The 26522-nt window shown below is 38.3% G+C and carries 25 protein-coding genes and 1 other annotated feature; all 25 genes read right to left on the minus strand.

Annotation, left to right across the window (positions count from 1 at the left end; translation table 11 throughout):
- Nucleotides 1–43: 43 nt before the first annotated feature.
- On the minus strand, nt 44–2812 hold the full coding sequence (gene ileS / locus FC748_RS12790) for an isoleucine--tRNA ligase (protein ID WP_108029495.1): 2769 nt from the start codon (nt 2810–2812) through the stop codon (nt 44–46).
- 192 nt (nt 2813–3004) lie between these two features.
- Nucleotides 3005–3226, minus strand: a binding site (T-box leader).
- 111 nt (nt 3227–3337) lie between these two features.
- Nucleotides 3338–3862 (minus strand): DivIVA domain-containing protein, encoded by a 525-nt coding sequence (locus FC748_RS12795; protein ID WP_024362126.1) that lies wholly within the window; start codon nt 3860–3862, stop codon nt 3338–3340.
- A 95-nt stretch (nt 3863–3957) separates the two neighbouring features.
- Nucleotides 3958–4746, minus strand: coding sequence for a YlmH family RNA-binding protein (locus tag FC748_RS12800; RefSeq protein ID WP_024362127.1), 789 nt, complete (start codon nt 4744–4746; stop codon nt 3958–3960).
- 115 nt (nt 4747–4861) lie between these two features.
- Nucleotides 4862–5140 carry a YggT family protein gene (locus tag FC748_RS12805; RefSeq protein WP_024362128.1) on the minus strand — a complete coding sequence of 93 codons (279 nt, stop codon included), beginning with the start codon at nt 5138–5140 and terminating at the stop codon, nt 4862–4864.
- Nucleotides 5141–5160: 20 nt separating this feature from the next.
- Nucleotides 5161–5655, minus strand: a complete 495-nt coding sequence (locus tag FC748_RS12810) for a cell division protein SepF (protein ID WP_024362129.1) — start codon at nt 5653–5655, stop codon at nt 5161–5163.
- Nucleotides 5639–6343 carry a YggS family pyridoxal phosphate-dependent enzyme gene (locus tag FC748_RS12815; protein ID WP_108029694.1) on the minus strand — a complete coding sequence of 235 codons (705 nt, stop codon included), beginning with the start codon at nt 6341–6343 and terminating at the stop codon, nt 5639–5641. Before FC748_RS12815 ends, FC748_RS12810 begins: the two co-directional genes overlap by 17 nt.
- 171 nt (nt 6344–6514) lie before the next feature.
- The gene (locus FC748_RS12820; RefSeq protein ID WP_024362131.1) at nt 6515–6751 is read right to left on the minus strand and encodes a YlmC/YmxH family sporulation protein; all 237 of its coding nucleotides are present in this window, start codon (nt 6749–6751) and stop codon (nt 6515–6517) included.
- A 219-nt stretch (nt 6752–6970) separates the two neighbouring features.
- A complete protein-coding gene (gene sigG, locus FC748_RS12825) occupies nt 6971–7744 on the minus strand; it encodes an RNA polymerase sporulation sigma factor SigG (RefSeq protein WP_024362132.1) in 774 nt (257 codons plus the stop codon).
- A gap of 114 nt (nt 7745–7858) precedes the next feature.
- Complete coding sequence (gene sigE / locus FC748_RS12830; protein ID WP_024362133.1) at nt 7859–8566, minus strand: RNA polymerase sporulation sigma factor SigE; 708 nt, start codon at nt 8564–8566, stop codon at nt 7859–7861.
- Nucleotides 8567–8579: 13 nt separating this feature from the next.
- Entirely contained in the window at nt 8580–9413 is an 834-nt protein-coding gene (locus tag FC748_RS12835; protein WP_024362134.1) for a sigma-E processing peptidase SpoIIGA, read from the minus strand.
- A 201-nt stretch (nt 9414–9614) separates the two neighbouring features.
- The gene (ftsZ, locus tag FC748_RS12840) at nt 9615–10772 is read right to left on the minus strand and encodes a cell division protein FtsZ (RefSeq protein WP_024362135.1); all 1158 of its coding nucleotides are present in this window, start codon (nt 10770–10772) and stop codon (nt 9615–9617) included.
- A 53-nt stretch (nt 10773–10825) separates the two neighbouring features.
- Nucleotides 10826–12109, minus strand: a complete 1284-nt coding sequence (ftsA, locus tag FC748_RS12845; protein ID WP_024362136.1) for a cell division protein FtsA — start codon at nt 12107–12109, stop codon at nt 10826–10828.
- A 94-nt stretch (nt 12110–12203) separates the two neighbouring features.
- On the minus strand, nt 12204–12575 hold the full coding sequence (locus FC748_RS12850) for a small basic family protein (protein WP_024362137.1): 372 nt from the start codon (nt 12573–12575) through the stop codon (nt 12204–12206).
- Between the two features lie 3 nt (nt 12576–12578).
- Entirely contained in the window at nt 12579–13298 is a 720-nt protein-coding gene (locus FC748_RS12855; protein WP_025218755.1) for a DUF881 domain-containing protein, read from the minus strand.
- Nucleotides 13299–13427: 129 nt separating this feature from the next.
- On the minus strand, nt 13428–14156 hold the full coding sequence (locus FC748_RS12860; RefSeq protein WP_024362139.1) for a DUF881 domain-containing protein: 729 nt from the start codon (nt 14154–14156) through the stop codon (nt 13428–13430).
- Nucleotides 14134–14967 (minus strand): cell division protein FtsQ/DivIB, encoded by an 834-nt coding sequence (locus FC748_RS12865; RefSeq protein WP_024362140.1) that lies wholly within the window; start codon nt 14965–14967, stop codon nt 14134–14136. The genes FC748_RS12860 and FC748_RS12865 overlap by 23 nt, the downstream gene beginning before the upstream one ends.
- Nucleotides 14968–14988: 21 nt before the next feature.
- A complete protein-coding gene (gene ftsW, locus FC748_RS12870; protein WP_024362141.1) occupies nt 14989–16068 on the minus strand; it encodes a putative lipid II flippase FtsW in 1080 nt (359 codons plus the stop codon).
- Between the two features lie 40 nt (nt 16069–16108).
- A complete protein-coding gene (murD, locus tag FC748_RS12875) occupies nt 16109–17458 on the minus strand; it encodes a UDP-N-acetylmuramoyl-L-alanine--D-glutamate ligase (protein ID WP_024362142.1) in 1350 nt (449 codons plus the stop codon).
- Nucleotides 17458–18429, minus strand: a complete 972-nt coding sequence (gene mraY, locus FC748_RS12880) for a phospho-N-acetylmuramoyl-pentapeptide-transferase (protein ID WP_024362143.1) — start codon at nt 18427–18429, stop codon at nt 17458–17460. The genes murD and mraY overlap by 1 nt, the downstream gene beginning before the upstream one ends.
- Nucleotides 18430–18554: 125 nt before the next feature.
- Entirely contained in the window at nt 18555–20471 is a 1917-nt protein-coding gene (locus FC748_RS12885; RefSeq protein WP_108029494.1) for a stage V sporulation protein D, read from the minus strand.
- Nucleotides 20472–20529: 58 nt separating this feature from the next.
- Nucleotides 20530–22746: a penicillin-binding protein gene (locus tag FC748_RS12890; RefSeq protein ID WP_108029493.1), complete on the minus strand. Its 2217-nt coding sequence runs from the start codon at nt 22744–22746 to the stop codon at nt 20530–20532.
- A complete protein-coding gene (ftsL, locus tag FC748_RS12895) occupies nt 22743–23111 on the minus strand; it encodes a cell division protein FtsL (RefSeq protein WP_024362146.1) in 369 nt (122 codons plus the stop codon). Before ftsL ends, FC748_RS12890 begins: the two co-directional genes overlap by 4 nt.
- Nucleotides 23112–24062, minus strand: a complete 951-nt coding sequence (gene rsmH, locus FC748_RS12900) for a 16S rRNA (cytosine(1402)-N(4))-methyltransferase RsmH (RefSeq protein ID WP_024362147.1) — start codon at nt 24060–24062, stop codon at nt 23112–23114.
- A 61-nt stretch (nt 24063–24123) separates the two neighbouring features.
- The gene (mraZ, locus tag FC748_RS12905) at nt 24124–24555 is read right to left on the minus strand and encodes a division/cell wall cluster transcriptional repressor MraZ (RefSeq protein WP_024362148.1); all 432 of its coding nucleotides are present in this window, start codon (nt 24553–24555) and stop codon (nt 24124–24126) included.
- A gap of 255 nt (nt 24556–24810) precedes the next feature.
- Nucleotides 24811–26427 carry a bacillithiol biosynthesis cysteine-adding enzyme BshC gene (gene bshC / locus FC748_RS12910; RefSeq protein ID WP_108029492.1) on the minus strand — a complete coding sequence of 539 codons (1617 nt, stop codon included), beginning with the start codon at nt 26425–26427 and terminating at the stop codon, nt 24811–24813.
- Nucleotides 26428–26522: the final 95 nt, after the last annotated feature.

Here is a 26522-nt window from a genome sequence, read left to right on the forward strand (position 1 = left end):
CAGCCGATCTAAAATCATCGAGCTGCTCATTGTTCATTAATTTTTATACATAATATTTTTCAACAACTTCGGCACAACGAGCACACACTGTTGGATGTGCTTCATTTGTTCCAACTGTTGCAGAAATTGACCAGCAACGCTCACACTTTTCACCTGTTGCTTTTTCAACAACAATGGAAACATGTTCTAACGCTAACGCTTCAGCAGGAGCTGATTCAATTGCTGCTACCTCAAAAGCAGAAACGATAGAAAGTTGGGCAAAATCAATGTTGGCATCATGCAATAATGTTAACACTTCTTGGTTAGCATAAACTGTTATTTTCGCTTCAAGAGACTTACCGATTGTTTTAGCATTACGCGCTTCTTCTAATGCTTTTAGAATATCATCACGCACTCCGATAATCGCTGCCCATTTGCCACGAAGCTCATCAAAGTTTGCTTGCTCATCTACTGATGGGAAATCAGTTAATTGCACTGACATCTCTTCTACAACACCTTGTGCATGTAAGTAAGACCACACCTCATCCGTTGTATGTGGAATAATTGGTGTCATGACTTTTACTAATGTCATTAATGTATCATACATGACTGTTTGCATTGCACGACGGTCTTTATTGTCATGCCCTTCAATATAAACAACATCTTTTGCGATGTCTAAGTAGAAAGAAGATAATTCTACAGCAACAAAGTTATTCACTGCATGGTAGACAGCCGCAAAATCATAGCGGTCGTAAGCACCACGCACCGTTTTTAAGACATCTTGTAAACGCATATAAATGTATTGATCCATTTCGCGTAAATCTGCATAGGCTACACGATCTTGTTGTGGATTGAAATCAGCTACATTACCGTGTAAGAAACGGAATGTATTACGGATTTTACGGTACACTTCAGACACTTGTTTTAACATATCCATAGAAATACGCACATCAGCCGTATAATCTACAGATGCTACCCATAGACGTAAAATATCAGCACCATATTGGTCCATTACCTTTTGAGGGATAATAACGTTTCCTAGTGACTTACTCATTTTGCGACCATCGCCATCAAGAACGAAACCGTGCGTTAATAAGCCTTTATAAGGCGCATAGCCATTAATCGCCACAGATGTAATTAACGAAGAGTTAAACCATCCACGGTGTTGATCAGAACCTTCTAAGTAAAGATCCGCTGGATATTTCAGTCCACGTTCAACTAGCACACCTTGGTGAGATGAACCTGAGTCAAACCAAACGTCCATAATATCATTTTCTTTCGTAAACTCACCATTCGGGCTACCTGGATGTGTAAAGCCTTCTGGCAATAATTCTTTCGCAGTCATTTGGAACCAAATATTTGAACCATGCTCACGGAATAATGCAGAAATATGCGCAATTGTTTCTGGTGTAATGATTGGTTCACCATTTTCAGCATAGAAAATTGGAATTGGTACACCCCATGCACGTTGACGAGAAATAACCCAATCGCCACGATCACGAATCATATTATAAAGACGTGTTTCACCCCAAGCAGGTGTGAATGTCGTCGATTTAACCGCTGCTAATAATTCATCACGGAAGGCATCAATAGACGCAAACCATTGTGGTGTAGCACGATAAATAACTGGTTTTTTCGTACGCCAGTCATGTGGATACGAGTGCGTAAAGAAGCTTAATTTTTCTAATGCGCCAACTTCTTCTAATTTGGCAGTAACCATTTTATTTGCATCATTGTAGAAGACACCTTCAAAACCTGGTGCTTCGTCTGTATAACAACCGCTGTTATCCACTGGACTAAGAATAGGTAAACCATAAGCTTTCCCAATTTGATAGTCATCTTCACCATGTCCTGGAGCTGTATGAACACAACCTGTACCTGCTTCCGCAGAAACATGTTCTCCGACCATCACAAGCGATTCACGGTCGTAGAATGGATGTTGGGCTACAAGACGATCTAATGCTTCCCCTTTTACTTCTTGCACAACTTCATACGTTTCCCATTCAAGCTCTTTTGCAACTGTTTCTAACAATTCTTTCGCGATAATGAATTTTTTATCTGCTACTGCCACAACCACATAGATAAACTCTGGATTTAACGAAATCCCTAAGTTTGCAGGTAGTGTCCAAGGTGTAGTCGTCCAAATAATAAATTTCGCATCGGCTGGCACAACACCTTTTGCATCTTTAATGGCAAAGCTGACATAAATAGAAGCTGATTTAACATCTTTATATTCAATTTCTGCTTCCGCTAATGCAGACTCAGATGAAGGCGACCAGTATACTGGTTTTAAGCCTTTATAAATATAGCCTTTTTCCGCCATTTTACCGAATACTTCAATTTGACGCGCTTCAAATTCTGGTTTTAACGTAATATATGGATTTTCCCAATCGCCACGAATGCCTAGACGGCGGAATTGTGCACGCTGATTGTCAATTTGCTCATAAGCATATTTTTCACAAAGCTCACGGAAATCTGCAATGGACATTTCTTTACGTTTAACACCTTTGTTTGTTAAAGCTTGTTCAATTGGTAAACCATGTGTATCCCAACCTGGAATATAGTTGACATGATAGCCAGTCATGGAGCGATGGCGTGTAATCATATCTTTTATCACTTTATTTAACGCATGGCCAATATGAATATCACCATTTGCATATGGAGGGCCATCATGTAACACATACTCTGGGCGACCAGCTGTACGCTCCATTTGTAATTTATTGATGTCCATCTCATTCCATTTTTCTTGCATTTTTGGTTCATTTGCTGGTAAGTTCCCACGCATAGGAAAATCCGTTTTCGGCATTAATAAGGTTTCTTTATATTCAACCATTTGTAATTCCTCCTTTATTTTTTGCAAACAGAGAACAACTGCTTAGCATCCATGGCATACAGCTTCTTAAAAGCCTCAGCAAAGTGAATGCAACACGACTTGCGCTTAATATTTAAACAATGCTATTTCGAATGTCCTGCGAATGATGCCCCAAAGTCAAAACAGTAACAACAAAAAAGCCCCTCAATCCCTGTAAGGGACGAGAAGCTTGAACTCGCGGTACCACCCTAGTTGTAGTACATAATATACTACCGCTTGAAAGCACGTTAACGTTGTGCGCTCCGAAATAACTTACTAGCCGTTCAGTTATTTAGCTCAGAAGTGATTTTCTTTGTTATTTGCTTGTATGGGCTCCCACTATCCCCAAATCGCTTGTCAACGCCTAACAAATACTGTCTTCGTCTCTGCCTCTATGCATATAAGTGCTTATTTTATTTACTATTACAATAGTATATGGAAATCCACGAATTGCGTCAAGTCATATTCATCACATGATACCTTCACTTTTTTAAGTAAAAGCCTTATTTACATTTCTTCTGACTCTTGTGCTTCCTCAACAGAAGACTGAATTTCGGTTAAATCAATATCATACTGCAATAAATGATCCCAATCATCTGCATTCAGTAAATCTAACTGTGCTTCTACAAGCATTTTAAAACGATTGCGGAAAACCTTTGATTGTTTTTTCAGTTCATCTATCTCGATTGTTACTTTACGTGCTTTCGTTAATGCCTCATTGACGATGCGATCAGCATTTTTTTCTGCTTCCTTCACAATAAGCTTTGCTTCTTTTTGCGAATTTCTGCGTACTTCATCAGCCGCCTCTTGGGCAACAACTATAGATTTTTGTAATGTTTCCTCTAAAGAATTAAAATGTCTCGCTTGCTCTAAAGCCATTTCTAATTGCTTATCGACTTCTTTTTTCTCACGCAGTAGTTTTTCATAATCTTTAATGATTTGATCTAAAAATTCATTTACTTCATCTTCAGCATAACCTCTGAAAGATTTTGTAAACTCCTTATTATGTATATCAATAGGTGATAATGGCATACGATCCTTCTCTCCTTTACATGTACATTCGTAATTCTTATTATACAATTGTTCTAACAACTTAGCAGTAAAAATAAATGGAAATTACATGTTTTTTAGCCTTTTTGGGTCAATCGACCGATTTGTAAACGGATTTTATCTTTCTTTGTTCGGCCTTCAGTCATTATTATTTTCACTCGACCACTTCCACGTACTGACAAAATATCACCTTCTTGACATTCAAAAGCAACTGCATCTCGTTCAGTCCAGTTTACTCGCACTTTCTTTCCCGTAATAAGTGCTTGGGCTTTTTGACGAGAAATCTTTAATACGGTTGCGATAATGACATCTAAACGCATTGAAGAAACCGTATGTGACTCCTCCTGCCAGTCCTCTTCATTTTCGATCAGCACTTGAAACTCTTTCATCGATTCGACATGTACTTTTACTTTCCCAATCCCCGTTAAATGAAGGCGTACATAATCTGCCACCTCTTTTGCCACCACAAACTGTACTTGTTGTTCATTGACACGAATATCCCCGAATTTGGCACGATCAAGCCCTAAAGATAAAAGGGCACCGAGTACATCTGGATGACGCAATTGCACAAACCTTGCAGGATAGTGAATAGTAAAGACTTTCAGCTGGTAATCTTCCTTCTGGGGTTCAAAATACGTTGGGAAAATAAGCATGCGCTGACGTTCTGCCTCATGAAATAGACCATCACTTGTTGTATGGAGCACATTATTTTGCCCAATAACAGATGCTACAATAAAACGCTGCCTTGGGTCTAAAAAGTCAGTAAGTTTAGGGGCATAACGATCTTCTACCTCGCGCTGCCAGCTTACTACCTGCTCAATAAAGGGTTGCTCATCCTTCCTAAAATGTTGTATTAAATGCTCCATCTATCGTTCACCTCATCTACCTCATCCATTTGTTCATTCATTAGAAACTACTACTTTTTTAAGCCTAGTATTTCCCCTTTACACAAAAAATCCCCACCAACTGTGAGGATTTTGACTAAAACATAAAGAATATTTTTTGAATTACAATAAAAAGTCCGTTTTTAATAAAATTCAACATAAATATTGCTACAATCGGAGAAATATCAATCATACCAATAGTTGGAATAAATTTTCTAAAAATCCCTAAATACGGCTCACATACTTTTTCTAAAAAACGGCCAATTGCTGAACTTTGAGCAGCTGGTACCCAAGACATTAAAACATATGCAACTAGCATAAATGAATACACAGTAAATGCTAAATCCACATAATGCAAAATGATATATAAAGTCATATAAACTACAATCCTCGCTATTAATTATCGTCTAAAATAAAATTTGAAATTTCGCCAGACACTTCAACATTATCTGGTGTGCATAAGAAAATATCTTTGCCTATACGTTGAATGTCTCCACCAAGTGCATAGACTGTACCACTTAAAAAGTCAATGATTCTTATACCTTGTTCTCGATCGATACGTTGTAGATTCACAATCGTTGCACGTTTGTTCTTTAAGTTTTCTGCGATATCTTGTGCCTCTGCATAAACTCTCGGTTCTACTAATACAACTTTCGCACCCTTTGTATTCATTGCTGCTTGTAAACTGACAATATTATTATTGGCAGCTGTACTTTGCGGTACAATTTCATGAATCTGTGCTTTACGTTCCTTAATGACCTTTTTAGGTTTAGCTGCATGAATCGGTTGTTGCTGCACGGGTTGTTGCTGTTGAATAGGAGCTTGCGTGATTTCTTCTTCTAATTCTTCTTCAAGATAAAAGAAGTTTTTAATTTTATTTTTCATGCTCATCCTGTTCCCCTCTTTCATTTCCAACAAGAGCCGTTCCGACTCGAACGAATGTAGCTCCTTCCTCTACCGCTATTTCAAAGTCATTAGACATGCCCATTGATAACTCGGTACAAGGCGCGTGTGCGAATCCTCGTTCGGCTATTTGCTGTTGACATTGTTTTAATTGCTTAAAAACAGAGCGAATGATTGTTTCGTCCTCTGTATTTGGTGCCATTGTCATTAGACCTACAACTTGAATTTTCGTAAAGTTTTGTAAAGATTCAATAAATGTAACTGCGTCATCAACCGTTAAACCATGCTTCGATTGTTCACCTGACACATTAACTTGTACAAAACATTTTACAGGTTTTGTTGCTCTTTTTTCAATCTCTTCAGCTAAACTTAAACGATCTAATGAATGTAAGTAATCAATTTCATTAATAACTTGTTTTACTTTTCGAGTTTGTAATGATCCAATATAATGCCAGTGTACATTTGCTTGAATGGCTTCAATTTTTTGCTTTAAGCCCTCAGGACGATTTTCACCTAAATGTATAAGCCCTGCATCAATTGCTTCTTGTGTTCTTTCAACGGAAACCTCTTTCGTTACAGCAATAACTTGAACGTTAGTTGCTTCACGATTTGAGCGTTGTTGTGCTGCTTGTATTTGACTATTAATTTTGTCTAAATTTGTTAAGATTTTCGTCACTGTTTTTCCCAACTTTACAACTTAGTTTCCTTTATTGTAACAAGCAACTCTTGATTTATCAATGAATAGCCTGACCTATTAATACTGATACATCCACGTTGCTTAAACGACATGAGAGGCTACAGTCTTACTGTTCAAAAAATAGAAGCAAGCCACACAGATGCTATGATTCTACGATAATGCCTTTACTAGAATGACATCCTTTCCTACAACAAGAACATCCTTCATATGGACTTTTCTAATCGACTCTTCTCCTCTAAAAAAACCTAGATACTTTCTCGGCTCTGCAATCATAAACGCAGTTACATAGCCAGTTTCTTTCGATACCTCTGCATCTACGACAAAGCCTAAAAAACGTCCATTGCCTGCTTCTATTACTTCTTTTTGCTGTAACATTGAGAAACGCATTTGTATCCCTCCTACTAAATCAATACCACTCATTCCAGTGTCAATTTTAATTTAACCTAAAACTTGCATTGTTAAATGCTAACTTGCTGCTACACAGAGCAACATGCTCACATTATTGTTCTTTATTAGCTTTAATAAAATCTATGACATGTACCATCGTTTTATTTTTATCAATGAAGATAAAATGCGCACCGAAAGTTTCGGGTGCGCATTGTCTACTCACTTATAATCTTTCTGCATTGTTTCAATGGCATTTTTTTCAAGACGTGAAATTTGCGCTTGGGAAATCCCTAATTCTTTGGCAATTTCAGTTTGTGTCTCACCATAATAAAAACGCTTTGCTACAATCATTTGCTGACGTACATCTAATTTTTGCAAACTTTCCTTCACCGACACGTAGGCAACCCATTGATCTTCCGATACATCATCATCACGTAATTGGTCCATCATATAAACAGCGTCTCCACCGTCTGCATAAATAGGCTCTTGTAATGATACTGGGTCTTGAATGGCATCTAAAGCGAATAATACATCTTCCTTTTTCATGTCAATCATTTCAGCAATTTCTTCAATCGTTGGTTCTCGCAAATTATCGGTTATCCATTGTTCTTTTGCCTGCATCGCCTTATACGCAATATCTCTAAGAGAACGAGAAACACGTAGTGCATGATGATCACGCAGATGGCGACGAATTTCACCAATGATCATTGGTACAGCATATGTTGAAAATCGCACATTATGCTTTAAATCGAAATGATCAATGGCTTTCATGAGGCCAATACAGCCTACCTGAAATAAATCATCTGCCTGTTCACCCCTATAGGCAAATCGTCCGACAATACTTAGCACTAACCTTAAATTGCACATTACAAGCTCTTCCCGAATCTCGGTTTCTCCTGCTTGTAATCGAATGAAGAGTTCCTTCATTTCTTCGTGCTTTAAAATTGGCAAAGTCGATGTATCTAAGCCGCAAAGATCTACTTTTGTTCGCATATTCGATTCCTCCGGATGTTATTCTCTGACTAAACCGTTACATCAGTTTGTCCGACAGAATCGAGAATATGCAGAAAAAGCGCGACCAATTTTAGGTAGGATAAATTTCCCTATCTAAGATATTGGCTGATTTAAATTTTCTCGTAAATCTTGAATAATTTTCTTTTCTAGCCTAGAAATATATGATTGCGAAATACCTAAATGATCGGCTACTTCTTTTTGTGTCATTTCAATTTTTCCGTTTAAACCGAAACGACATTCCATAATATATCTTTCACGTGCACCTAATAAATTAATGGCATGGAACATATGTTGTCGTTCAATTTTCTTTTCAACATTATCTAAAATAATATGTTCCTCTGTGCCTAAAATATCAGACAATAATAATTCATTTCCGTCAGCATCAGAATTTAGTGGCTCATCTAGTGAAACTTCACCCTTCATGCGACTCGTTTTACGTAAATGCATCAAAATTTCATTTTCAATACAACGTGATGCGTACGTTGCAAGTTTAATATTTTTATCTGTATTGAACGTTTCAATCGCCTTTATTAAGCCAATCGAACCAATACTAATTAAATCTTCAATCGGCGTACCCGTATTATCAAAACGTCTAGCAATATAAACAACAAGACGTAAATTACGTTCAATAAGTGTATCTCTAGCTCGTAAATCTCCGTTCATAAAGGATGCAATGACTGTGACTTCTTCTTCTCGACTTAGTGGCACTGGCAATGAATCATTTCCCCCTATATAGTACGTTTCACGACTCCGAAACTTACCCCATAATTTTTTCAAGCTAGCAAGTAGCCTAAGAAGCAATAGTTCTCCCCCTCTATGAGTTATTTGAAAGCGCTGAAAAATGTAAAATTGCTGCTGTGCTATGTGGAAAATTTTTAGCTTTTTTCGTTAACACGATATATTCATTTGTTTTCACTTGTGATGACTCGCCTTTTATATGCCATTCATCAAAGCGAAAACCTAAAACTACTGTTTGTTGCTGTACAGTATTAACATGAATAAATCGAATAAGACGCTGATAATCTACTGAAAACATTGATACATCGTAAGGATCTGTTTCTCGCCATTGCATTAATGCTTCACGAATTGTCGCTGGTAAATAAGGCCGTAGCGCTGCATATGAAACAAAATGGACAGGTTTTCCCGATAACGGCTCGATACATTGATTGCCTGTATCTACAAATGCCGAAAGTGGAATTTCTTTGTCAAAAACCTTCAAGGTTGTTTGAAATACAAATTGTCCACTTACTCGCTCCAGCTTAACAAAGCCCCATTGCTTATAAAAAATGATTAAATTACCAACTGCGAGCAATAAGCAAAGTACAATAAAATGCATGACAGAAAGATTCTTTAAATACGGTTGTAATGCTGTTAACAGTCCGCCGATAACGATGGTAGCTGTCAGGACAATCGGCCCTTGCTTTTGAAAGCTTCGAAGCTTAAAGCGAAAGGCTAGACCGATTAGTACAATGAAACTTAGCACAATCGTAAGCAGCGTTTGATCACCAATTACAGCTATTAAACTACTAATTATTGAACTCATTAATAATCTCGTATTCTTTACAAAAACGCCTGTAACTTTTGCTGTAAACGTCAGTATTGCTAGATTATAAAGCGTATTAATGAGCACCAGCCATTCTCCATACATAACAGCCGCCTCCTACTTACAAAGTTAGCATGTCAGCGCTACAAATATTGTCAAACAATCGCATGATTTCCTAAAAATGTTTTGACAAAAAACATCGTTTCCTTACACAAAAAGTGCCAGTCACGCAAACAATTCAGAATTGTTTGCGTGACTGGCACTTAAAAAACTCGTATTTTACATGATGTAAAATACGAGTTTTGATTATCCACGATTTTTACGGTTACGTAAAAATGCAGGTACTTCTAACATATCATCTTGTGCATAATTTTGATGATTTTGACGCGGTTGTTCTTGTTGTACATGAACTTCTTGACGTTGCTCACGAATTGGCGCTTGTTGTTGTGGAGCAGCTTGTCGATTATTATTAATGCTCGGACGCGCATTTCCTCGGTGTTGTTGTAATGCCTCTTCTGAGAAGCCTGTTGCAATCACCGTAACAATGATTTCATCTTTTAAATTTTCATTAATAACCGAACCGAAAATCATATTCACTTCTTCATCGGAAGCCGATGCCACAATATCTGCTGCTTCTTGTACTTCAAATAAGCTTAGGTTAGAACCACCTGTTATGTTCATCAGTACACCTTTAGCGCCATCAATAGATGATTCGAGTAATGGACTTGAAATTGCTTTTTTAGCAGCTTCTGCAGCACGATTTTCACCTGTCGCAATACCAATACCCATTAACGCAGAACCTTTGTTAGACATAATTGTTTTTACGTCCGCAAAGTCTAGGTTGATAAGACCTGGTGTTGCAATTAAATCCGAAATACCTTGTACACCTTGACGTAAAACGTTATCCGCTTCACGGAAAGCTTCCAGCATCGGAGTCGATTTGTCGACAATTTGTAAGAGCTTGTCGTTTGGAATGACGATCAAAGTATCTACAGCTTCTTTCATGCCTCCGATACCACCGATTGCCTGTGTTTGTCGTTTGCGCCCTTCAAAAGTAAACGGTCGTGTTACGACACCTACTGTTAGAGCTCCTAAATCACGGGCAATTTGTGCGATAACTGGTGCAGCACCAGTACCTGTGCCTCCGCCCATTCCAGCTGTAACGAATACCATATCCGCTCCGCGTAATACTTCTTCTAATTGTTCACGGCTTTCTTCTGCCGCTTTTTTCCCTACTTCTGGATTAGCTCCTGCTCCTAAACCACGTGTAAGCTTTGTACCGATTTGTAGCTTAATTTCAGCTTTCGATAAATTTAAAGCCTGTGCATCCGTGTTCACAGCGATAAAATCAACGCCTTGTACACCATGCTCTATCATTCGGTTAACAGCGTTGTTACCGCCACCACCCACACCAATGACTTTTATAACTGCAAGTTGATCGACACTTGTATCAAATTCTAACATTCTTTTTTCCTCCCACGGTAACTCGACTCTGTATCATTCATTACGCATTCAAGTTAATCAAAAAATTTATCAAATAATTTTTTTGCTCTACCGATTACGCTTCCTTTTGATTCTGAAGGTGCAGCATATTCTTGCTTTTTAGATGCAGGCGCTTGTGCACCAACAACCGCATATTCAATAGGCTGCGTATTCGTACCTTTTCCGTAAAAATCATCTTCTAAATAGGCGTAACGAATCAGTCCAACTGCCGTCGTAAATGAAGGCTCTCTAACGCCAATATAATCTGGAGTATATATTCTAACACGCGTTTGCAGTATTTGGCGTGCTAATTGAGCAATACCATCTAGCTTTGCAACACCACCTGTTAAAACAACACCGCCTGGCAAATCGCGAACGCCTAAACGTGCTAACTCATCAATTACTAGTTCAAATAATTCTTCTAATCTTGCACCAATAATTTCAGAAATATAGCGTTGGCTGTACTGATCCCTAGAATCTGTACCTACAACTGGCACTTCAAACAGTTCATCGTCTGAAGCATCATCGTAAAAGGCATGTCCAAATTGGTGTTTTATTTGCTCCGCTTGATCTGTCGGTGTTTTTAAAACAATTGAAATGTCTTTTGTAATATGGTCACCACCTACTGGAATAACACCAGTGTGTGTCAGTAGCCCTTCTTCAAATACTGCAATAGTCGTTGAGCCACCACCCAATTCAATAAATGCTGTTCCTTGGTTTTTCTCATCTTCCGTTAATGCAAAAAAACCAGCAGCCAGTGGTTGTAAATATATTTCTCTAATGCTTAATCCTGCTTTCTCTACGCAACGAAGTACATTGTGTAACAACGTTTTAGAGGTCGTAATCATTGTCGCGTCCATTTCGAGACGAATACCTATCATACCTCGTGGATCTTTAATTTCATCTAAATTATCTACTATAAACTGTCTAGGAATGATGTTGACTAATTCACGTTCAGGAGGTATTGACATGACTTGTGCAGATTCTACCACTCTGTCTAAATCATCATCTGTAATTTCTCTATTTTCACTATTTACAGCGACAACACCTTTAACTAGTTGTAACATCGTCTGGTTCGCTGGAACGCCTAAAACGACTTCATCGATTTGATAACCAGTCATCCGCTCTGCTTGTTCTACTGCTTTTCGAATAGACTGAACTGTTGCATCAATATCAACAATCGCACCTTTTCGAACACCATTCGATTTTACATTACCGACCCCAATTACATGTAATTGTCCGTCGCTCATTTCACCTATTAATACTTTGATAGAGGAAGATCCTATATCGAGTGATATATACAATTCCTGCTGATTCAATTCGCTGCACCTCCTTGAAAATGCTCTTAATTTCATTCTATTGTAAATCTTGCATAATGTCTAAGCAAATCGAGTATTTTGGTCAATTTTTCTCTCATTCTATGGAAGTTTTCTTCTTGTTGTGACGTTTTTCATCTAACCGAGTTAGTAAAATACGCCTAATGATTGCTATATTTTGGAACAAACGTACTCCAAAAGCGAAAATGGCTGCTAAATATAAGTCTACACCTAAATTCACACCTAAAAATGCCAGTCCCGCCGCAAGAACTATATTAAAAAAGAAACCTGATACAAATACTTTATCGTCATATACTTGCTGTAATTGAGCTCGTATACCGCCAAATAACGTATCTAAAGCAGCCAGCACTGCTATAGACAAATAATTTTCATAAATAGAGGGGATTTGGATATTTGTTAACAAGCCTAATGCTAGTCCAAGCACCAAACCTAGAAATGGTAGCCACATAGTTTATTCTCCTTTTTTGACCTCTGTTAAATAATCATTCGTCAATGGCTGATCGAATGCCGGTATGGTTACCAATTCAGTCGGCTCCTCTATCACTAAATTAAAATTATCTAAATAAAATGAATCGATAAATGTTGAAGCTTGAATGGAATTATACATTTTTTGAGCTGCCTTAAATGTCGTTGTCCCAACATAAATTTCGAATGGTGGCGAAGACAGTGCTACACTGTTCACTGTTGTTTTCCCATTGATGTCCCTAATAGCTGTGGTATGAACAATACGATTTCCATCAATTGCAACACTAGCAGCATCATATTTAAATAATTCATTCAGTAATTGGGTCAGTAAGTCTGGAGAAATCTCTTTTATTTCATACCCCATTGCTACTAATTCTGGGGCTGGCTCCACTCGAAGTATCACCCCAGGACCTGTTATATCCGTAAGACCTGCCTGTTGTTTTAAACGATTTACTGTCTCATTTAAAACACCTTGTAAATTAGTTTTTTCAGATTGCTCATAGCGACCCACTACCTCATTGAGTGAGCGAATATCTGCTAATAATGTGGAATGCCTTTTCTTTTCTTCTGCTAATTCCTCTCGTATGGCCCAAATATCTCGTGTATCTCGCTCAGCTGGTTTTTGAATGGTATTGTATTGTACCGCTATCATCAAACCGATAATAAATAGCACGATCGTTATTCGGGTGTACATATTTTTTTTCAAAATAGCCCCTCCTAGACGCATCGCAAACAATTACTCCTTGATATCATCAAATTTAGACTTTGCATTTCATAAATACAAATAATGATCTAGGACATCCACAGGAGGCTTAACATAACTTTCTGCCCATGTTTAACTTTCTACTTTGACATTAGGCATCATTAACTTTTGATTTTCTTCTAAGGACACCACAATGTTGTCATTTAGCAACTGATCTACTACACCACCACTTAAGTTCAATGAAGCGCGGAGTGTCGCCGAATCCCCAATTGCCTCGATGACAAATGGAGCTGGGTGTTGCTTGCCGTCAATTGTAATAACAGGGCCATTACATCTAATATAAGAATTCGCCATGACCCGTTGTCCATTAATGGCAATCGCTTGTGCTCCAGAAATTTTTAATTCATTTAGCAACTTAAAAACATGACTTTCGTGGACGATATAATCATTAGGGTTTACAGATTTAGGATCGTAATCACCATCTTGAAGTGTAATACGTATACCCTTTCCTTCTGAATCTAAATCACCTAACAATAATCGTAAATCTTCTGCTTCTTGAACTAAGTTCTTAGAATCCTTTTCATTTGATGCAAATTTCTTTTCATAGTGCCGAATCTTTTCTTGTAACATGTTGGCTTCTTCTGTGAGTTCTTTATTGCGCTCTTGTTGTTCAATGAGCTCCTCACGATATGAATCTTCTTGTTCAAATAGCTCTGATTTAATGGCGCTACTTTGGCGATTGTCCTTCGCTTGGTTGTAAGAATAGCCGATGATAAACCCAGTTGTTATGCAAACGATGAGCAGCTCAAATTGTTTCCTCGTAAAGAAATTCCCTTTGCTATTCTGTTTCTTGTTGTTCATCTTCATTCACTTCCTGATTGGCCACTTTTCCATCAGGGTTGTCCTCCATATCAATGTTCACTTTGTTGTACTCATCATTAAAGGGACGGTAATAAGAGCCGACTTCTATGTCGATAACTCCCTTTTCTAAATCTGCAATTTGCGCAACAATGGATGGATAATAATTTAGCTTTTCAGCTAATGTTGGTATCACTGCACGTACTTCATAGCCGTCATTCATATAAAGCTTGACCGCATTAGGATTGGCCTCATTACTGTTAGTATTGACTTGTGAGATTAAAGCTAAAACTTCAGGTTTTAAACGGGCTAATTGTTCTACAAGCTTGTTAATGGTCTTTTCCCCCGTTATGCCAATAAAAACGGGCGCATCAATCGGGATATTGTCGCCAGCTTGCTCAAATTTTTTACCGTTCTCTAATAATGGGTAATAGGTTCCATCACCCGCTAGATACGCAACTTTTTTCCATTCCTTAATATCAATCGTTACGCCTCTCAGCCATTTACGCTTCACTTGTACCTCTTGCACCCATTTGTCCTTTAGTATAGCCTGTTCTACATCTTTAACCGTAAAACCCCACATCGACTTTCCTGGTGCAAGTGTACTAGCATCTAAGTAATATTGCTCGTCAGCTAGTTTAGCACCGTTCACCGTAATGTTTTTAATATCACTGTAAGGAGATTGAAAATAAAGGAGTACAGCTAGCACCAAAAAGAAAAGTAATATTAGGACTATGAATTTACGATTTGTACGCTTTTTTCGTCGCAGTTTTAGCGTAGGGATGCGATCTTCTATATCAATTACTTTCTCCATAAAAGTACTCCTCCTTTATATTTATTTCGCTAATTGATAAATAATACCTATTATTAACCACATTGTTACTAAAGATGTTCCACCATAGCTAATAAAAGGTAATGTGACACCGGTTACAGGAACCAAACCGATTACTACTGCAATATTTAAAAATGCCTGCACCGTTAACATTGTCACAAGTCCAATAATGGCGTAATAGGATGTTCTTGATTTAGCCTGTACTGCAAACTTATAACCAGCGTATATTGTCAACACAAACAGCGCTAAAATAACAAGTCCACCTACTAAACCGATTTCTTCTAAAATAATCGCATAAATAAAATCATTTTGTGGTTCAGGTAAATACAAGAACTTTTGTCTACTTTGGCCAAAGCCATGTCCAAAAATCCCTGCTGGACCAATTGCCATTAACGATTGTACAGCTTGGAAACCACTGACTAAAGGGTCGGCCCATGGATCAAGAAACGCTTCAATTCGTTTAAGTCGATAAGGTGCTGTTGCAATCAATCCTACTAATCCAGCAACTCCCGCTACCATAATCATTGCATAAAGTTTTAACGGATAACCTGCCACAAATAACAGTAAAAAAACAGAGACAACGAGTATAAAAACAGAGCCAAAATCGGGCTGAAGCATAATCAGTGCAACCGGTATTATTACTATTACGGCATGACGCCAATTTACTACTGGTGTTCCGGTTTTATGTTGCGCCAATATATGACTCATGTAAACAAGAACGGTAATTTTCGTTATTTCAGCAGGTTGTATGGTTAATGGTCCAACACCAATCCAACTTTGTGAACCATTTCGCTCAAGACCAATCCCTGGTATAAGAACAAGGACAAGTAAAACCAACGAAAATAGATAAGCCATCTTCCAAAAGGATTGCTCTTTCAAGATTTCTAATCGAATCGTGATGAAAAACACGACAATGCCTACCCCAAAATACAAACTTTGTTTCATATAAAACGGCATTTTTCCACTATAATGAACGGCACTCCAATAGGTACCTGCAGAATAGACGAAAATAATGCCGATTACTGATAGCATCAAAGTTGTGACGAGCAATAAATAGCTTTCTTTCCCTCTCAGTAATGCCATCCTTCCACGTCAAGTATATTCTAAAATAGTTACAGGCTCGTTACAGCTTCATTACAGCATCAATAAAAACATCCCCACGGATTTCAAAGCTGTCATATTGATCCCAACTTGCACAGGCAGGTGATAATAAAATAACATCTCCTTCTGCAGACATTGGTGCGGCATAATGAACTGCATCCTCTACATTTTGAGCAATGACCGTTTGTGAAACTCCACAAGACTTAGCAAATTCTACAAAGCGTAAGCCCGTTTCACCGAACGCTACTACACCTTTGACATGCCCCATGCAAGGTCGTAACTCTTCAAAAGAATGTCCACGGTCTAAACCACCCGCTAGCAAAATAACGGGTGCTTGGAATGCATCCAGCGCACTTTTCGTTGCTAGGCAATTAGTTGCTTTAGAATCATTATAAATTTTCCGTCCATTCCACTCACGGACAAATTGGGTACGGTGACGGACACCTCCAAATTTTGCTAAAACCTCTTCCATTTTAGCTTTTTCGCAGCCGATCAATATACAAGCTGCTACTGCCGCTAAAATATTTTCTAAATTATGTTTACCTGGCAATGCAATAATCGCTCTGTCCATAAACGGTTCACCTTGCCAATAGATTGTTGTATCATCGGCACTAATCCCTTGCTCGGTACGTCCTTTCGAAGAAAACGGCACTTTCTGTGCATTGGATTTTGCAGCATAGCCCACAACAATCGGCTGATCCGCATTGAAAATGAAATAATCTGTTTCATCTTGATTGCGTGTTACGCCAAATTTTGCTTCAGCATAGTTATCAAACGTACCGTGATAATCAAGGTGTGCATCATAAAGATTTGTTAATATAGAAATTTTTGGTTTAAATGTTTTAGTACCCATCAGTTGGAATGATGAAAGCTCTGTCACAATGACATTATCTTCTTGCGCTTCTTTTGCTACTCCACAAGCTACGGTCCCAATATTACCTGCGATTAATGGCTTCTTCGCACCATTTTCCAGCATTTCAAATATTAATGTCGTCGTTGTCGTTTTACCATTAGAACCAGTAATACCAACAAATGGTGCATCACTAATTAAATAAGCAAGCTCTATTTCTGTCCATACAGGAATTTCACGTTTTATCGCATCTGCTACGATGTTATTGCTATATGGGATACCTGGATTTTTGACGACTATTTCAAAGCCTTCATCAAGTAAATCCTCGGGATGACGACCACAAATAACGGTAATGCCTTTTTGCAATAGACCTTGTGCATCAGGGCTTTCATCAAACGGCTTAGAATCATTGACTGTCACAAAGGCGCCAAGCTCATGTAAAATCTCCGCTGCTGCAACACCACTTTTAGCTAGGCCTAAAACAAGGACTTTTTTATGTTGTAAATCTGTATACTCTCTCATTAGAACGCCTCCGATAAGACTGCAATCAATGCTACTGCTAAAGCAGTTGACCAAAAGACAAGTACAACTTTCCATTCTGACCAACCTGATAATTCAAAATGATGGTGGATAGGACTCATTTTAAAAATACGTTTTTTACGGATTTTAAAGCTACCCACCTGCAAAATGACAGATAGTGTTTCAATAACAAACACTAATCCAACTAATACAAGTAAAAACTCTTCTTTAACTAAGACAGATACCATCGCTAATGCACCACCGAGTGCAAGTGAACCGGTATCTCCCATAAATACCTTTGCAGGGTTTGCATTGAATAGTAAAAACCCTAACAAAGCACCCGTTACCGCAAATGTAAATAAAGCGATATCAGCTTGATCTTGGAATAGCGCAATTACACCGAATGCCGCAAAAGCAATAGAAGCTGTACCTGCCACTAGCCCGTCTAGACCATCTGTTAGGTTAACAGCATTAGAGAAACCAACTAACCAGAAAATTAAAAACGCTACATAAAAAATACCAAGATCAATTGTCCAGTCTGTAAAAGGAATAGCTAATGTGGTATCAAAAGAACTTGCGTGTAATAAGAAGTATGCAAGTATTGCGATGACAATTTGCCCTATTAACTTTTGAATAGATGTCAACCCAAGATTGCGTTTAAAGATAACCTTCAAGCCGTCATCTAAAAAGCCAATCAAGCCAAAGCCTACGAGCACAAGTAAAAGGACCACGGTTTGTGAGGTGAATAAATCTAAAAAGCTGCCAATGCCAACTGTTGTAAGGATGATGGCGATTAAAAAGATAATGCCCCCCATTGTTGGTGTACCTGCTTTTTTCATGTGTGATTTTGGTCCTTCTTCACGAATACTTTGCCCAAACTTCAATCGACGAAGAAGTGGAATACTAATTGGTGCCAAGATAACTGTTACTATAAAAGCAATAGCTAAAATGGTAAGCGTTGTTGCGAGTTTCATTGAAAAATCTCCTTTAAATCTTGTTTCACTTTCTTCTTCACGAAAAAAGCACAAACTCTCATATAATTATTACTACCCTTCATAATAATAGTGGTTCTTTCCCTTTTTTTAAAGGTAAAGTTACATTAGTTCACTAAATATAAATGAATGGTGCCGTCTTGTTTGATAACACTATCCACTTCAGGTAATTGACTACCAATTTTAGCTCCTTCTCCATGCCATTCAATACGGAATGGATAATGTTGCTTGGCAATGTCATCCTTCGTTTGACCAATAAAACTAGGTACTTTCACAGTAAGTGGGTCACCCCAACGATAATCCTTTTCAAGCTGTTCCTTTGATTTTTCAATGCCAATAAAAGGTGCTACATCTTCAATAATTTGACCAACAATCGGAGCCGCTACCACGCCACCAAATTGCGTTGTTTTCTTCGGATTATCCACCGCTACATATACGACAATTTGTGGATTATCGGCTGGTGCAAAGCCTATAAAAGATACGATATACTCGCCATCTTTATACCGGCCATTTTCAACTTTTTGTGCTGTACCTGTTTTACCCCCAATACGTAGACCATCTCGATACGCTTGTCGACCTGATCCCTTCGCTACTACCGACTCTAATGCTTCACGTACTTTTGCAGACGTTTCTTCACGAATTACTTGCCTTTTAATAACTGGTTTTGTTTCGTTAATCGTTTCACCTGTATCTGGATTAAATATTTTCTTTACAACATACGGCGTATACAGCTTGCCCCCATTGACTGCAGCAGCTACTGCTTGCACCTGCTGGATCGGTGTTACGGCTACCCCTTGACCGAATGAAGTGGTCGCTTGTTCTACAGGGCCAAATGCCTCTTTCGAAAATAGTATCCCTGAAGCTTCACCAGCAATATTGGAGCCTGTTTTTTCTCCAAAACCAAAGTCTTTAATATACTGTAATAATCTTTCACTACCCAAACGTTGACCTAATTCTATAAAACCAGGGTTACAAGAATTTTGTACAACTTCTAAAAACGTTTCATGTCCATGACCTTCACGCTTCCAACAGCGCAGTCTAGCACCGGCAACCATTGTATAGCCTTGATCGTAAAAAGTATCCTTTTCTAAGTCCACCAAGTTCTCTTCTAAAGCAGCACTAAGCGTAATAATTTTGAAAGTAGAACCTGGCTCATAGGTCATCCACACCGGCAAATTCCGATTGTAGATAGCAGGCTCGACCTGTTGATATTCAGCCGGATGAAAGGTTGGATAGGAGGCTAAAGCTAGTATTTCACCTGTATTAGGATTCATTGCTACCGCCATTGCCTGATTTGCTTCATAACGTTCCATTGCCTGTGATAATTCACGTTCAACGACTTGCTGTACATCGACATCAATCGTTAGCTCAATTGTTGCCCCATCTTCTCCTGCTTTCCATGCACTTGCAACATTGGGTAAGTTATTACCTTTGGCATCTGTAAAAAGTCGTATAGCTGAAGAATTCGCTCGCAATAGTTTGTCATACTCATATTCTATACCTGCTAGCCCTTGCGCATCATATCCTGTAAAACCTAAAAATCGCGATAGAAGCGTGCCATAAGGATAATCTCTTGAGTAATCCACGCCACTATATAATCCCTCAATTTGCATGCCTTGTAGTTGAACAGCTTTCTCGTAGGAAATATTTTTCCCTTCAGGTGCTAGCTTTACTAAGTACGCCTTTTTCTGCATCTTTTCCAACAGTTTTTGTTGGTCTACTTCCAGTACCTGTGCTATTTGTGCGGCTGCTCCTGCAATATCTTTACTTTGCGAAGGCATAAAATATAAGGTAGGCGCCAGCTTATTGGTCACAATACTATTACCATCCCTGTCCGTAATATGTCCTCGCTCATTGGCAAAAGGAATTTCACGATCCCAGTTTTCTTCTGCTTTTTGTGTCAATTCTTTTTGATCAAATACTTGTAAAACAAATAACCGAATAACTATCGCTACAGCTACGCACAAAAACAAAACATATAAAATACGTAAACGTTTTTTGGAATGGATAGAAATCCACTTCATTCGACATCACACCTTGTTTTTTACAACGTATGAAATAAAGTGGACTTCTATTCAATGGCTATTCATCATCTACCTGTTCAATTTCTCCTTCAGACGGCGCTTCAACATCTTGTACAAAGCTTTCAGCTGGTGTTTTCAACTTCACTACAATTGGCGCACTATCTGAAATTACGGTACCTGCAGATACACTTTGACTGACTGCAAAGCCCTCTCCAACAACTTCAATTTCTAGACCTGACATGGATTTAAAAACTAATAGATTACGTAATGACCAGTTTGTAAAGTTTGGCAATGCAATATCCCCTGCTGTTTTCAAAAAGACAAAACTACCTTTGACAAGTTTTTGTCCACCTTTTGGATATTGCTCTAAAATTTCTCCTCCAGCTCCAACAATTACTGGATTTAATCCATCGTTTGCCAGTTCAACTTGAATAGCTTCTGCATGCTGACCAGTATAATCTTGTATAGCTGTATGATTGACATGCTGAACATCAGCTGGGCTAATATTTAAATGTTTTAAACTATTTTGCATAACTGGCTTAAAGATTTTGGAAACTGGTACAGAACCTAACTCACCTTTAAGCTTTGGCTTTTCCACCGACACATACATAATGAGTTGCGGATCATCGTATGGCGCCATTCCTAGGAATGAATACAAGAACTGATTGGCTCCCCATGAATAAGTACCGTTTGCCTTTGGAATCTGGGCTGTACCCGTTTTACCAGCTACTTGGTATTCATCGAGGATAAAGTCCTTCGCTGTCCCAAACTCTGATGTTAATGTCGAAGCAAGAATTTCACGTACTTGTTTTGCTGTATCTGCTGACACTGGTTGGCCTTTTTCTTCCGGCTCATGTTGTTGGATAATTTCACCAGTTGAAGAATCTACAATCTTATCGATAACGTACGGCTGCATCATCTTACCGTCATTCGCAATCGCTGTCATCGCTTGGATTAGCTGTATCGGTGTCACGGTTGAACCTTGCCCATACGTCGTTGTCACGCGTTGAATTGGATACTTCGATAAAATCGTCCCCGTTGCTTCATTCGGTAAATCAATGCCCGTTTTCTTACCAAAACCGAATTTACCTAAGTAATCAACAAATACATCATCACCAATACTTTTTAATAAATTGGCCATTGCTGTATTAGATGAACGTTGGAAACCTTCTAGATACGTAATTCTGCCCCAACCTACTTGGTTATGATCTCGAATTGTACGATCATGCACTGTATATTGCCCAGACCTAAATTTATCGTATGGCACCCATTTACCAGTATCGATGGCAGAAGCAAGCGTGAATGTCTTCATCGTCGAACCTGGTTCAATGGTTTCTTCAATTACAGCGTTAAGCCATTTCATATTCGTACTTTCACGTGTATCTGGATTAAAAGTTGGACGCTGTGACATCGCTAATATTTTCCCTGTTTTCGGTTCAGCTACAACGACAATCATTGACTCGGGATTATATTCTTTCTCAACTTGCGTCATAGCATCCTCTACGAAACTTTGAATCGTTTTATCAATAGTTAAAAAGATATTATCGCCATCTTTTGCAGGTGTCACCATTTTTTCACTGTTTGGTAATAAGTAACTAAAGGCATCTGTTTGGTATTTTACTTTGCCATTAACACCCGTTAACTCCTTGTCATAGGTAAGTTCTAATCCCATTTTCCCTTTCGTCGTTACGGTGCCGTCCTTATTGTCCTCTTTCAGAGCAAAACCAATTAAATGTGAAGCAAAAACACCATTCGGATAATAGCGTTTTAAATCGCTAACAAACAAAATCCCAGGTAATTTTTCTTCTTTAATTTTGCTCATGACTTCATGGTTAATTCCTCTACCTGCCACACCAAACTCCACCTGATATGGCAAAGTTCCATCACTGCGGAGCTTCGTTAGCCTTTTATAAATATCCTCTTTATCCATTTTGATATATTCACTTAAGATTTCTGCCGTTTTTTCAGGGTCTACAACATGATGGGGTCTCTTTTCATCTGTAGTAGCCTTATCACTAACTACGGCAATTAGTCGATAACTAAGCGTATCTTCAGCTATAACTTGTCCATTTCTATCAAAAATTTTGCCTCGGTTTGCTGTGATTGCACTTTCTTTGTTATATTTAGCCGCTGCTTTTGCAGCGAGCGCTTGTCCTTCTGCTTCACCTGTCGCCTGTAATGTAATCATTCGCGTGAATAATAGAAAAAAGAGCCCTCCATAAAAAACTAGTAATAGAAAGGCTCCCCATTGGAATCGAAATCTCTTTTTTTTCATTCTCCCGGCACTACCTTTACATTTTTCTCATTTTGAGTTAAACCGAGTTCTTTTGCTTTTTTCCATATATTTTCGTATGTAGAAAGTTCACTTACACGAACTGTTAAGTCAACATTCTGTTTTGCAATCTCATCTGCTTCTGCTTCGATTTTTTGAATATCCATGCTTGTCGTTTGAATCGCTGCTTGATTATTCAAAACTAACACTGACAATACAATGATGATACTTACTAAAGCTAGTAGCATCATTTTTTCAAACTTCTGGTTCGTTTTTTTACGACGTATGATAGTGGGTTGTGGACTAGGTGGTGTTATCGGTTGTTGCACATGTTGCTGTTGGTGCTGCCTTACACGTACTGCTGCCATTTACTCACGCCCTTTGTCGTTAATTTTCTCCACCACTCTAAGCTTCGCTGAACGAGCTCGATTGTTAACTGCTAATTCTTCCTCAGAAGGTAGAATCGGCTTTCTAGATATAAGCTTTAAAGTTGGCTTCATGTCATCAGGAATTACAGGTAAATTTGGTGGTAATTCCGGTAAAGATGACGCTTCTTTAAAAATAGTCTTGCATAGGCGGTCTTCCAATGAATGGAATGTAATAACACTAATACGGCCACCTACATTAATCATATCAATCGCATCGACTAACGAATCCTCCGCTGCGCCTAGCTCGTCATTCACAGCAATTCGAATTGCTTGAAATATGCGCTTCGCAGGATGTCCACCTTTACGGCGAGCCGCTGCTGGTATACCCTCTTTAATAAGTTCTACAAGCTGTCCTGTTGTTTCAATTGGAGCTGTTTTACGAGCCTCTTCAATTTTACGAGCAACTTGCTTCGAAAATTTTTCTTCCCCATAACGGAAGAAAATACGAACTAAATCTTCGTATGCCCAGTCATTCACGACATGATATGCTGTAAGCGCTGCCGTCTGATCCATGCGCATATCGAGTGGTGCATCATGATGATAACTAAAACCACGCTCTGGCGTATCTAATTGCGGAGAAGAAACGCCTAAATCATATAAAATGCCATCTACTTCTTGTATACCAAGTGCTAGTAGCTCTTCTTTTAAATAACGGAAATTCGAATGAACAAATGTAACACGCTCTAAATAAGCAGCTAATCGAATTTTCGCATTTTCAATAGCCGTCGTATCTTGGTCAAAACAAATGAGACGACCTTTATCAGATAATTGTTGTACTAAATATTCACTGTGTCCTGCTCCACCAAGCGTACAGTCCACATATACACCATCAGGATCGATGTTCAACCCATCAACAGTTTCTTTTAATAGCACGGTTGTATGATCGAACATACCAATCGCTCCCCTCAGGCCTTAACCTTTTCAGTTGACGTTTTCACGTCTAATACAAAAATTAAAAATCAAAGCCAATCATATTTTCTGCAATTTCATTAAAAGATTGTTCAGACTCCGCAAAATAAGTTTCCCAAGCATCTTTTGCCCATATCTCAATTCGATTCGAGACACCTAGCACAACACATTCTTTTATTAAATGAGCATGTTGCATAAGTGTTGAAGGAATATTAATACGACCTTGCTTGTCTATTTCTACTTCCGTCGCACCTGAAAAGAAGAACCTCGCAAAAGCACGAGTATCTTTCTTTGTCATCGGTAAACCTTTTAATTTTTCTTCGAGTTTTCGCCATTCATCCATAGGATAGCCAAACAAACAATTATCAAGTCCGCGTGTCACAACAAAGGTTTCACCTAAGGCTTCACGAAATTTTGCGGGCACGATTAATCGTCCTTTCGCGTCAACAGAGTGTTGATATTCTCCCATGAACATGCTAGTCACCCCACTTTATTAAATAATGTACCACATCGCCCCACTTTCCTCCACTTTTTTTAAAAAAAACTTGACAATTTCATCTCATATGTGTGTTTAGACCTTTAGACAAATTTTCATTTTGTGCTAAAGGGCATAAAAAAAGAACTACCCTTAGTAGGATAGCTCTCTTTTTTCCTGCAAAACCGACAGATTCCTTCAAATCTACGTTTACACCCTAGCTTTTAATAGCCCTAAAGGCATACGTTTGTGATATTACAAATAAAGGAAATAGTGGTGATTTCCAATATTGTATGTTTTCTTCAACATTTCTTCAATTAACGTAGGTCCAAACTCATTTATATATTGATACGGATTATAAGAACGCTCTTGGAACCCATCATTTGGATACAGCTCATTTTGAAGTGTCATAAATTTTCGAATAGTCGTTTCATGCTTACTTAGCACTGTTTGTTCTACTTTTTGTTGTAAATACTCAAACTGTCTAACATGATTTTCTTTGTTTTTTTCAAGTATTTTATCTAATGATATTTGTTGTTCTGCAAAATAGCGCTCAAGTGTAGCGTATTTTTCTAAAAGCAGTTGTTGCATGTCTAAAATTTGACGCTTTGCTTCAGCATCTTGCACTTCAGCAATAAATTGCTCCTTTAAAGCGATTGCTTTACCATTCCATATATCTTCAACCGTTAAATGATATTCACGTAATAGTTGATCTACATGGCGCGTAATAATCGTAATATTAAGACGTGGCGCAAAAATTGGCATTTGTAAACCTAATACAGCAAACGCATCCTTTAATGTCGCCCAGTATGCAAGCTCACCAGGTCCACCAACAAATGCTAATACTGGTATCGTCATTTCCTGCATTAACGGACGCGTAACAACATTATTACTCAAATTCTCTGGATGTTGCTGTGCCATCGTTAAAAGCTCTTCTTGCGAAAGTTTAATATTTGCTGCTAAATTAACAAATTGATGTTGTCGTCTTTCTAATAAAAAGCGCTCTCCATCTTTAACATAGAACAAATTAGCTGCATCTTCAGTTGCTAATATCGGCTTACCATAACCCGCTCTGTCCAACGCAGCTTCTTTTTCTGTTACTAGTCTTGCAATTTCTTTACTATGATGAATGAGCTGAACAAAATGGTTACGTTCATATTGACGGAATTTCACATCGGCTGCATCAATCATTAGAAGACCTTCGTCTTTGAACAGCGTATTCATTAGTCGTGCAAAGAAATCAGTAAATGTTTCACTCTCGTTCAACGCATCCAAAAGTTGATTGAACAACCTTTCAGTGTGCGCTGTTTCACCAAAGTCCTTGATGATCGTATTAATTAATTGGGTCATCGCTTCTTTGTTTAAGTTTGTAGTCGAAGCCATTGTTTTTCTTCTTGAACGCTCACCATACGCACGCTTTTTTATATCCGTATCCCGCATTGTAAATGTATGGTTAATTTCCTCTAAGTCATGATCTTCCCCAGCAATCCAAAAAATCGGTACAACTGCTCGTTGAAGCTTTTCACTTTGCTCTTTTGCTAATGTTATGACCGAAATTGCTTTATGAACTGAGTAAAGAGGGCCAGTTAGTACACCCGCTTGTTGCCCACCGACAACTGCAACAGCTCCTTGCTCTAGTTGTTGCAAATGCTCATTCGTTTTATCTGATAAGCCAAGTGGCTCCATAAACTGACGAATTATTGCTGTTAACTCTTTTTGATCACCTGCTCGCTGTTCTAAATATTTCGCTCGCATTTCAAACGACTTATCATTGTATTCATATTCAAAAAACTCATGAATGGCAGTATTTGGCGACCAATAATCTGCTAGCACACGATTTTTTACGGGTACTTGGATTGACTCCAGTTTCATTTAACACAAACTCCTCTACTCACTAAATCATCGTATTCCTTGTAAACATTTTTTAATGCTATTATTTTACCCCTTCTGTCTTCAACATGAAAAGA

The sequence above is a fragment of the Lysinibacillus sphaericus genome, assembly GCF_005217585.1.
Taxonomy (GTDB): Bacteria; Bacillota; Bacilli; order Bacillales_A; family Planococcaceae; genus Lysinibacillus; species Lysinibacillus sphaericus.